Source organism: Paenibacillus sp. GQ49 (genome assembly GCF_059759055.1).
This window is the reverse complement of sequence record NZ_JCAXEL010000005.1, coordinates 310,671-321,904: the sequence shown is the minus strand read 5'-3', so window position 1 is coordinate 321,904 and position 11,234 is coordinate 310,671. Positions and strand designations below refer to the sequence as shown.

Annotated in this window: 2 protein-coding genes; both read right to left on the bottom strand. The window is 49.5% G+C overall.

Going from position 1 to position 11,234, the window contains the following annotated elements; translation table 11 throughout:
- Positions 1-10: 10 nt before the first annotated feature.
- Positions 11-5,926 (bottom strand): SDR family NAD(P)-dependent oxidoreductase, encoded by a 5,916-nt coding sequence (locus AC6CIF_RS12645; protein WP_498199896.1) that lies wholly within the window; start codon positions 5,924-5,926, stop codon positions 11-13.
- Positions 5,927-5,961: 35 nt separating this feature from the next.
- Complete coding sequence (locus tag AC6CIF_RS12640; protein ID WP_498199895.1) at positions 5,962-11,223, bottom strand: SDR family NAD(P)-dependent oxidoreductase; 5,262 nt, start codon at positions 11,221-11,223, stop codon at positions 5,962-5,964.
- Between the last annotated feature and the right edge of the window lie 11 nt (positions 11,224-11,234).

Here is an 11,234-nt window from a genome sequence, read left to right as displayed (position 1 = left end):
TGCACTTGGTCTAACGATATACCGTTAACATTTGATTTTCATTTAGTACAAGCATTTCGGGTTTGCGGGTCATCTTGAGTATGACGGCCTGTTGCAGGGAACCTGACATCAGCCATTCCAGAATGGGATGGGCTTCCTCTGCTTCGATAGAACCAATGCCTTTCTGATGCATGCTTTGCCTTATCTGCTCAGATACGACCGAACCAACACTGCCCCAATATCCCCAGTTGACCACTTTGATCCGTCCAGGCCATTTCCTGTTCATCTGCGAGGCCAGGGCATCGGCATAACAGCAGGCAGCTACATAGTTGCCCTGACCTGGCAGTTTCATAAAGGAGTTCAGCGAAGAGAAAAACAAGACAAAATCGGGTTGCTTCCGAAGTCGACTCATTAATGCATTCACTTGTTCACTAATTTGAACTTTGGCAGACAGCACGTTGTTAAAAATCTCCTCATCCATACGCGCCAGACTTCTGTCAGACAACACTAGTGCAGAGTGGATTATTCCATTCACCTGTCCAAACCGCTTTATGACAGACTCATAGGCCTGTTCCAGACGACCGTGGAGCGAAGCGTCTGCCTGGATATATAGAGGTTCCGGCCCTAACTGGCCCAACTGTTCGATTTTTTGGCGAATATTGGGACTCATGGGACTTCTTCCTAGCCAGATCACTTGGGCGTTGTAGGTCGCAATCATATAACGTGTCCAGACTTCGCCAATTCCTCCGGCTCCGCCAATAACCAAATAGACCCCTCCCTGCCGATAAGCGGCTAGTGGAACGGAATCGTATTCTACAGGCACCAATTCCTGGCGATACCATTCCTGATCCCTCCACACATATGCGTTTCCGTGGGGGTCCGGGGTCATATCTGCAATAGCATCCATTGGGAGAATTTCGCCACCATTCAGATCAATGACGCGAATGGACCAATGCGCATATTCCTTAGCAAGTGAACCCGTCAACCCATGAATAGCAGCCTGGTCCGGATCGATCGTATCATCGAAGGCGAGCGCTTGCGCATTCGTTGTAACGACCGTGAGGTGAAGACTTCTGGAGCCATATCCCAGGTGCAGAAGGCTTTTGACAAATCTGAAAAAACGAGTAAGTTCGGGTACGAAGCTATCCTGCTCTTCCCTGTTTGTTTCTGTCATGTGATTCTCGGACATACCGGGGCGACAATACCAGATCATATGATCGCAATCTCCTTCGGAAGCAAGCATATCCACCATCTGTGTCACAGATGCCTGTCTCGGAAAGGTAATCTGGTGAAAATCATCCCCTCTCGGGAACCGAATGTTCATGTCGGCATTTTCGCAGAGAATCAGAAGTTTTCCCGCCGAAAACACCTCAGTGCCGGAAATGTCTTCACTTGATGATTGCTGCTCTAATGGGAAAGGGGCCCATACCGTTGTAAGAACAGCCAGTTTAGCATTATTTTCAGCTGCTGCCGTTGCCGCTGCCGCCGACATGGTCAGATCTTGTGTCCAGGGCTCCAGGGCATGCAGATTATTGAAATGATCCCCAAACTGATTAGTCAAGCCAACTTCCTCTCCGGTCCAATCCTGCTGGGATTGGGGCGTGGCTGCCCACTTCCGTAACGCCAAACCTTCAAACTTTGCGCAAAGCAATCCATCATCACTATAGAGCGTGAGATCATAACGAGGCATGGAATTCCCAGGACCACTGCCCGCGGTATAACGGACTTCTACCCACATCACAGAAGAACATGGTCTGTAAATCTCTGCTTGTTGCAGTGCATATGGCAGCCAGGGCTCAGGCGAAAGACCTTCTTCCTGGCTCAACTGACTCAAATCCATAGCAAGTGCCAGACAGGCCTGAAAAGCCGAATCTAGCATGGATGGGTGGAGTCCGTATTCCTTCAGACTTTCTGTATCCGACAATGGCATGGCTAGTCGTGCCATAACGCTGTGCTGTCCTGTATACAAATGTGAGATGCAGCGGTGAGTGCTTCCATAAACCAGACCTATTCGAGAAAAAAATTCATATCCTCTCTCAGGTGGAACGGTCTTGTTGCCATGACGCTTATGCCAATCAGCAGGTTGGAATACAGGCGTGTCCCCTGTGGAGCGAATCAGGGAAACGAATCCTTGACTGCATAATACGGATGGAGCCTCAGCCTTCGTATTGCTTGTAATTTCAAACCGGTACCCCTGTTGGTGTCGCTCGGCCTGCAATTCAAGATGTACAGACAACGGCTGATCCTCTACAGATGCGGGATGCAACCATACCAGATCATGCAGACGAATATGATCGTTTCCGTTTTGCTGTCTGTTATGTTCTTCGGGCGGCAGGGAATGCCGTAGAGCTGCTGCAGCCATCTCCAGTTGAGCCGCTCCGGGTAATATGCTCACCCCTCTTACTTGATGATCACGCAGAAATGATTCGTTTCCGGTAAAACGTGAGCTAAACCGCTGACTGCCCAAATAACTGGTGTTTTTATGCAGCAGCGGATGCAGCCATTCTGGCTGGCTTCGTGCTACGACGTTTGTGGCTTCAAAGCCTTCATTCCCCGATGAGGAGGAGGATAAAGAAGGTATCATGTAATGTTCTTCCGCAAAAGGATATCCCGGCAGGCTGATTCGCTGTGGTTTAACCGTTCCATACCACTGCTGCCAATCCAGCTTCATTCCCCGAACCCATTGCTCCAGAAGTCGAACCGTTTTTCGTTTGCGAATCCAGCTGGCTGCCAGTTCCTGCATATCGTCATCGTCTACAAGTCGATTGTCATTCCGTTCAATATCGATCTCTCCGGTGAATATCTGTTCATGTGCCGTTTCCCCGGTGAGATACGCCTGCAATTTGCCTAACATCTCCTTGATGGTATACGCCGTGAAAGCGCATCTGCATTCCATCTCTTCTCTTCCGGTTTGCAGTGTGTAGGCGATTCGGGCGAGATGTATGTCCGTATAAGCGTTGTCCTTAACGGCTTGTACAAGCTGTCTCACCTTTATCCTGAGGCGATCTTCGGTTTTTGCCGATAAAACGATCATTACCGGTGCATTGGAAACCCCTTCCATCATCGATTTCTGGCCCACCTTGTTATCCGTCCTGTATTCCTCAAGGATGACATGGGCATTGGCACCGCCTGCCCCGAATGAGGAGATACCCGCAATCCGTGGATATTCGCGCATGCCTTCAGGTGTATCCAGTACGGGACGAATCCATGGAGTCATGTGCTGCTGAACGTGAAATGGGGTATGACTGAACCGGATATTCGGGTTGCTGCTCTCTGCATGCAGTGAAGGCACCAGGCAACCGTGACGCATTTGCAGCAATATTTTGCTGACCCCGGCGATGCCAGCCGCACTCTCGGCATGGCCGATGTTCGACTTCACCGAGCCGATCGCACAAAATTGTCTATCCGCGGTATGTTTCTCAAATGCCCTGCGCAAGCCTTCGATTTCAATCGGGTCACCCAGTGCAGTGCCGGTGCCATGTGCCTCAACATAACTGATGGTCCGGGCATCTACGCCAGATCGTGAGATGGCTTCGCTGATCACCTTTGCCTGCTGGCCGGGATTGGGCACGGTGTACCCTTTTGTTCTACCCGCTGCATTAATCATGCTTCCTTTAAGGATGCCGTAAATAAAATCCCCGTCGGCCTCCGCCAGATGAAGCGGTTTGAGCAGTAATGTACCAACACCCTCCCCGTCCACAAAACCGTTGGCTCCCTCTCCAAAAGGACTGCACTCGTTGTCTGGAGTCAGCATGGTTTTTTCGGATAACCTGACATAATGAACAGGGTCAACGATCAGATTCACACCGCCTGCGATGGCTACGTCACAGGTGCCGTTGCGCAGATTTTCCATTGCCAGGTGAATGGCCGTCAAGGAGGAAGAACATGCCGTATCCACGGCCAGGCTTGGCCCCGTGAAATTAAACGTGTAGGATACCCGATTGGCTATGGACCAAAAGGAAGCTCCCGTAGGATAGTTGCCATTCATTACACCTGCGTACACACCAACTGTACCTGCATCGGCAAGAGCCTGAGGCGTATAACCCGCATCTTCGATGGCAACATAGACCGTTTGCAGGAACTGCCGCTCCTGAGGGTCCATTTGTTCGGCCTCTTTAGGAGAAATATGGAAGAACAACGGGTCAAAGTGATAGATACCACGAATAAATCCTCCCCACCTGCTGTAAGACGTTCCTTTTTGTCCTTTCTCCGAATGATAGTGAGTTTTCCAATCCCAACGTTGTGAAGGTATTTCTGTAATACAATTTTTGCCCTGCATCAGGTTTTTCCAAAATTCTGCCATATCATCAGCCTGAGCGTAACGCCCGGCAAGCCCGATGATGGCTACTTCACCTGTTGCCTCAGAGGGTTGTTGCTGCTTGTAACGATCAGTTAGGTGAGTAGCAGCTTCTGCCGAAAAATCACCAATTTCCAGTTCAGGCTCTGTTATCGATTCCTGTTGCATTTCCGTTAACCCAAGCATCGAGATCAGCTCAAACTTGCGCTTTTCCACAAAATGATTGACCAGTGCGTCAAGAGTTGTATATTCAAAAAAGAGCACGCTGCTCACATGCTCCCCCATTTCCTTATTTAGCTGCTCAGTTAACTGAATGATGAGAATGGAATCCAGTCCATACATTTCTAGAGCTTCCGCGGGATCGATTTGCTCTGGTTCTACATCCAGAATGGCACCGATCATCTTTTGTAAATACATCATGCATGCTTGTTTTAATTCCCTGTCATCTACAGCAGGGTTTTTCGAGTTTAACGCGTTTAAGGCTGGTTCTGGTTCTTGAACTGTAATAGTCTCTTGTGGCTTTAGAGGCTCTTCCTTTCCAGCCGCGGGCAGCATCTGAGTCGCTGATGAAAAGGTGTGTTTCTGCCGGACTATTCCGTCACTCGCTGCGCTTATAATTTGCTGGCCCAGTCCTTCGGCGTTGGATGCGGGAAATTCTATGTCAAAGTAACCCTCCAGTTCGAGTGCCGTTTTCCACTGATTCGGATGCAATAGCGGAGTGCCGGGAATACGCACCTGTTCGTCTTCGAACAGCCACCATCCGGTCAGCAAGCCAAACGTAACATGGTTAAACAGGGAATCCTCAATAATTTCGTTGATTAGCAGTTTACCATTCAAGGTCAACAACGCTTTGGCATTGCGCAAAGTATTGCGGATCTGACGTGTGGCGTGCAGCACGTTGGTAGCCACGACCAGGTCATATCGTCCCGCTTCAACTCCCTGAGAATGCAAAGGCTCTTCAATATTGAGCAGGCTGTAAGTAAGGTAGGGATAATACGGCCCATATTGTTTCCTTGCATGTTGTAGAAAAGATTTGGAGACGTCCGTGTAACAGTATTCCTGAATAAGTTCACGGTAGGGCTCGAACTTTTGAAACAGCATGGAGCTTGTTCCTCCAGTTCCGGCGCCGATTTCAAGAATGTGGATCTTGCGATTGCCATGCCCGGAGAGATCCCTGATCAGCTGGGCGGCCTCATCTGCAAGCAGTGCATTGAAATAATCTGCAATTGAATTTTGCTTGTATATTCCCTCCACTCTGGACATGGAGCCACCCGGAAACATGATCTCTGTTGCGGACTGTTTGCCTGTAACAATGTCGGGCAGCGCCCGGATCATCACGTCAGCGAGCTCCACCCTTGCTCTCATTTCTGGCTGTGTAATCCAGCGCTCCTTGTGCTCCTCCCAATCAGACCAAATGTTGCTTCGTTCAAATTCACCGATTTCCGGGTTACGCTGAAGAATGCGAAGCGTGTGGTCCATCCATCGTTGGTGTGCAGGAAGCACTCCAGGATAAGAAGTGCAGTGCGAAGCTCCTGCCATCGTTCTAACATCTCCAAGCTGTTCCATCTGAACAATCAACACATGCATCAGCTTCTGGTTTAATGAATTCCACAGCTTGTGCTGTAAGGATAACCGCTCGTTATCTTGCATGATTTCGCCCTCCTGTTGGATTACACGCTTCATGCCTAATATACTGTTATGAATTCTTGCTCGCTAATCGCGTATGGCTTTGCCTCACCAATGATATTGACCAATCCCAGTTGAGGAAGTGAACTGGCCAGAAGAAGTTCCAGCGCAGCCATCGCTTCGGGAGGCTCTATCGAGCCAATGCCCTGTTTGGTCATCCGCTCACGATAAGCTGGAGAAGCCACCGTTCCGGTGCTTCCCCAATACCCCCAATTCATGGTTTTAACAGGGTAATGAAGACAACGATGAAGCCACTGGGCGAATGAGTCTTTGAATGTACAACCGGCTGTATAATTGCTTTGCCCGGCAGGTGTGGCAAACGCATTGATGGAGGAGAAAAACAGCATAAAATCAAGCGACTCCTTCTCAAAAACCTCGAGCATTCCCGCGCATACGTTGACTTTTGCATATAATCCTTCATTGAATTGGGGCAAGTCCATTTTCATTACACTGCTGTCTCTGAGTGCGATGGCAGCATGAATAACACCATGAATGGTTCCGTGGCGTTGTTTGATTAACCTGTAAGCTTGGTGTAAGGCCTCAGGACTGCCTGCATCTGCTGATATATATTCTGGAGCCCGGCCTTTAAGAGCAAGCCTTTCCTGCTCTTTAATAATCTCGGGATTGAGCGGTGTTCGTCCGATCCAAATGATCTGAGCGTTGTAGCGACTAATCATATACTCGCTCCATACTTTACCCAATCCGCCAGCACCGCCTATAACAACATATACGCCGCCGTGACGATAAGCCGATTGCTGGATGGAAGGCAGCTTAACAGGCAGCAATTCGCAGCGATGCCACTGTTTGGCCCGATAGACAATCAGATTGCTCCAAGTGTTCTCAGCCACAGTAGGCATATCGCTCAGCGATGGCAGACTTCGATCTGCAAAATCCAGATCAACTACCCGGAACGTCCAGTTTTTGTATTCTTTGGCCAAAGAACCGAGGAAGCCATGTATGCTTGCATGGAGCGGATGCACTTCATCCTGGGCATGAATGGCTATGGCACTAAAAGTAACTACGGTCCATTGGAGAAGGATTCTGTCATACCCTAGCTGCAACAGACTTTTGACCAAACTGAATACAGTAATCACGCCTTCTTCCTGGCTCTGAGTGATCGCGCTGGCATCCTTCCCTTCTGCGCTGCCCAGCCCCGAGACCCACACCAGATGGTCAATCTGTCCGCAGTTTTCCAGTTCTTGGACCATTTGCTCCTCAGTTTCTCCAGGCTTCAGTAATATCAGTGAAGCTCCCGGATATTGATGTGTGACCTCATCAAGGTATCCGCTCATCTCTACTGTCTGTGCAACAATGATGGCCGTTCTGAGGCTCTTCAAAGGAATCCTGCTTTCTTTCTCTGATGGAAGCACACTCCACACAGGAGCCAGCAACTCTGTACCAGGTGGGAAATCTTCGTGCAAATCCCTGGTAATCGTTACCCGCTCCGCATCCTGCATCACGTGCTGCTGCCTCGTCTCCCCCGGAATGCTGCGGCACATGTAATTCCCAATCCGGACACAGACGGTTCCCTCAGCATCCATTAGATCCATGTCCAGTTTCGCCACGTTCCCTCCGATTGGACAATCATCACTGAAACGCACATGCACCCACATCTCCGCTGTACACGGCAACAAACAATCCATTTCTTCCATATAAAAAGGAAGCTTCGTTCCCTTCTCTTGATCCTGAAGGGTGGCCTTATCGTTAAGCAACAACATCGCTGCCTGCAAGGCCCCATCCATCAGGCTAGGATGCAAGGCATAATCGCCCAATGTATGCTCTATATGGGAAGGGATGTTCAGATGTGCCAAAGCCTGACCCGAGCCGATGTACATTTGCTTAATCGTCTGATGACCTGGTCCATATTCCAGCCCTTGTTCTCGCAAGCGACCATAGATGGTCTCATGATCCAACAAACTCTCCTCTCGCATGGTTGCAATCAGAGACGAAATATCAAGACGATCAACAGGGGCCAACGATCTCAATGCGACGCGGCCTGTGCCGCAGCTCAGACGATCTGGGGCTTCGATGCCTTCCGCACTGATCTCATATCGCAGAATTCCCCGTTCCGTGTCTTCGTAATGTAGTCGAACGGATACCTCAACTGGACGCTCATCCACGAAGATCGGACTTGTCCAGGCTGCATTCTTAATCTGGAACGCTGCAAAAGTAGGCGATTCGTTTACACTGTGCAAAGCCATGCGGGCCATCTCCAGATATGCCACACCTGGAAGTACACGTTGCCCTCGAACCCGATGATCGTTGAGAAAAAATTCATGCCCTGTAAAGTCCGAACGGAATCTTGTGTCCTGATTAGCCGAAAGGTTGCGATGAAGCATTGGATGAAGCCGATCATGTTCTTTTTTGCTTTCCGTTTCTTGGAAGGAATCCTTCGCTTTTCTACCAAAGTTGGCAGACCAACGGAATGTTTTTCTTTGAAATGCATATCGTGGCAACCGTATTTTCTGATAAGGCTCCTCTTCCGCAAGCTGACGCATATCGAGCTCCATGCCGGACAGCCATAATCGCAGTACATTTTCGTGAAATGGTAATTCCAAGCTCACTTCCTCTGCTTCTTGTCCGGCCTGCTTCATCCAGTCAGTGGCTTTTTCTGAATGAGGTAGAGGTATGTTGCGATCTATTTCATTTTCACTACCGGGTTGAAGGAAGTCATATAGAAATTGGAATGCGTTGTCCATTCCACCTGTCCGCTGTTGATGCTGACGAATGAGTGTGTATGCGCGTTCTGGCAGCATGAGTCCGGCATTCTGGTTTAACTGCGCTGTGATCCGTGAAAGTTCATGATGTTCCCCTGTCTCGTTTAACAACATCTCGATAATGTCTCTCCGAGTAATAACCTTATCCGCCAGAAGATCAAGCAGTTCCTGTACAGCCGGAATGTCTGACTCTTCAGATACCTGAAGCTGCCACTTTCGTTTCACCCTGCGCAGTGCATCCATGACTGCAATGCATAACACAGCCGACGTGGAACGGAAAGATTCGCTTGTACTGCTGCTGTCAGACGTTGGTTGCAACTGCCATGGCATGGTTGTTCCCGTGCTCTCGTGCCATTCGTCATTCCATTCATTTATGTAGTTCCTGAACGTATACTGATGGGTGTATAAACGAAACGCTCGATCCATCAATTCGTCTCGGAACCCGTCGTAAGCCTGTTCCTCCAAGATCCGTACAGATTGAATCAAATCATGTACATAGGAATCATCAAAAGCAAAGGGCATGATTGGGGAGGAGTTTCCCTCTGGCATGACAGGCCATATGGGGCTGCACATTCTCACGTCTTCGGCACGTTTCTGCTTGAGCAGCACGGAGATCATATCTTCAACGGAAATGTGACCCCCAATGACCCAGGCAATCAGCATGCCAATTCCTGTTCCCTGAATCCACCGAGGGGCAAAACCCAGTTGAATCAAGGAAGCAGCATGAACATATCCGGCTATAAAACAATACAGATCTCGCCGATCTTCATGCCACGTATCCTGATAGTACCCTGCCATCAAGTCTTCCCATTCTTCTCTCATGCCGTTTGCTTTTAATGCTGCCTCGATTTGCCTTTCCGCCTTACGCAGTAATAACTGAGACGTATGTCCAGAGCATTTCAATTGGGCGTATCCCTCCCATGTAGGACTCTGAATGTTCAGATACCTTGCGGATGCTCCAATTTGCGGACTGCCGTAACAGTCGGAATTCAGCAATGTCCTGAGCTCTTCCCGGGTATGAGCCCATCCCCCAAACCGATATTTGAAATGCTCTCTGCCTTTAAGCAGCGACAGGCTGATGGCCCGTAGTGTATCTTCCGTATTAGAATGCTTTTCAAACCACTGCTGCCAATCTGCGACATGCTCCTGCAAGCTCGCTTCCGACTTGGCAGACAGCAAAAATAATCGGAATGGCTCTCTAGATTCCTGCTGAACGGATAGCTTGGAGGGAACAGATGGTTTGGGAGCAGGTTCGTAGTGTTCGACCACAATGTGGGCATTTACACCTCCGAAACCGAATGAACTGATCCCTGCGCGCAAAGGCTGCCCCTGCTCCCGACTGTGCCAAGTCTCTTGTTTTTGTGCAACCTCCAGCGGGGTACGCGAAAAAGGAATCATCGGATTCAGCGTCTTCACATGAAGAGAGGCCGGAATTTTCCGATGTTTCATCATCATTATCACTTTAATAAGACCAGCTATGCCGGCTGCACTCTCCAGATGACCGATGTTTGTTTTAACCGATCCAATCTTACAGAATGACCGATCCGGGGTATAGTCCCGAAATGCCTGGGTTAACGCCTCGACCTCAATTGGGTCCCCCAGCGACGTGCCAGTCCCGTGTGCTTCAATATAGTTAATAGTGCAAGGATCAATATCCGCAGCCTTCCACGCAGCCAAAATGACATCACGCTGTGCCTCCATGCGAGGTGCCGTAATGGACAAACTTTTCCCTGTGTGGTTGACAGCAGAGCCTTTAATGATGCCATAAACCGTATTTCCTTGCTCAACCGCTTCCTCCAATCGCTGTAGAAGCAATACAGCAACCCCATCTCCCGGAACGTATCCGTCTGCACTCTGGTCAAATGTTTTGCACTGCCCTGTGGGGCTTAACATTCTGGATTGGGAAAAGGAAACATATTTGAGCGGATCGAGATTCAAATTCACGGCAGAAGCCAAGGCATAATCACATTCTCCCAGAATCAGGGCGCGTCTCGCTTCGTGAATAGCCACAAGTGAGGAAGCGCAGGCGGCATTAATCGGCAGGCTCATGCCACTCAAATTAAACGCGTAGGATATCCGGTTTGCAAGCAAGCTCTCATAATTGCCAAGACAGGCATAACTGTCCGCCTGTGAGGCTTCCATCTGCTGCAAATAACCCGCTGTCATCACGCCGGTATAAACAGCTGTCACCTTCTGCTGAAGCTCCGACAGAGAAATACCCGAATCCTCGATGCAATGCCATGTATCTTCGAGAAGCAAACGCTGCTGTGGGTCCATGCTCGCAGCCTCGCGCGGGGAAATGTTAAAAAAGCTGTGGTCAAAATCATATGATCCTTCGACCACCCCGCACCATTTGCTTGAGGTTTTGCCTGTGTCATTCGAGTTTGACGAATAAAACTGCTCCAAGTCCCAGCGTTCCGGGGGAATCTCGGAGATGGAATTGCGACCTTGAATCAGGTTTTCCCAAAATGAATCATATCCGCTGGCTCCCGGGAAACGGCAGGCCATACCCACAACGGCAATTTCCGTCCTTTTGCTTCCCATCTGAATGTCTC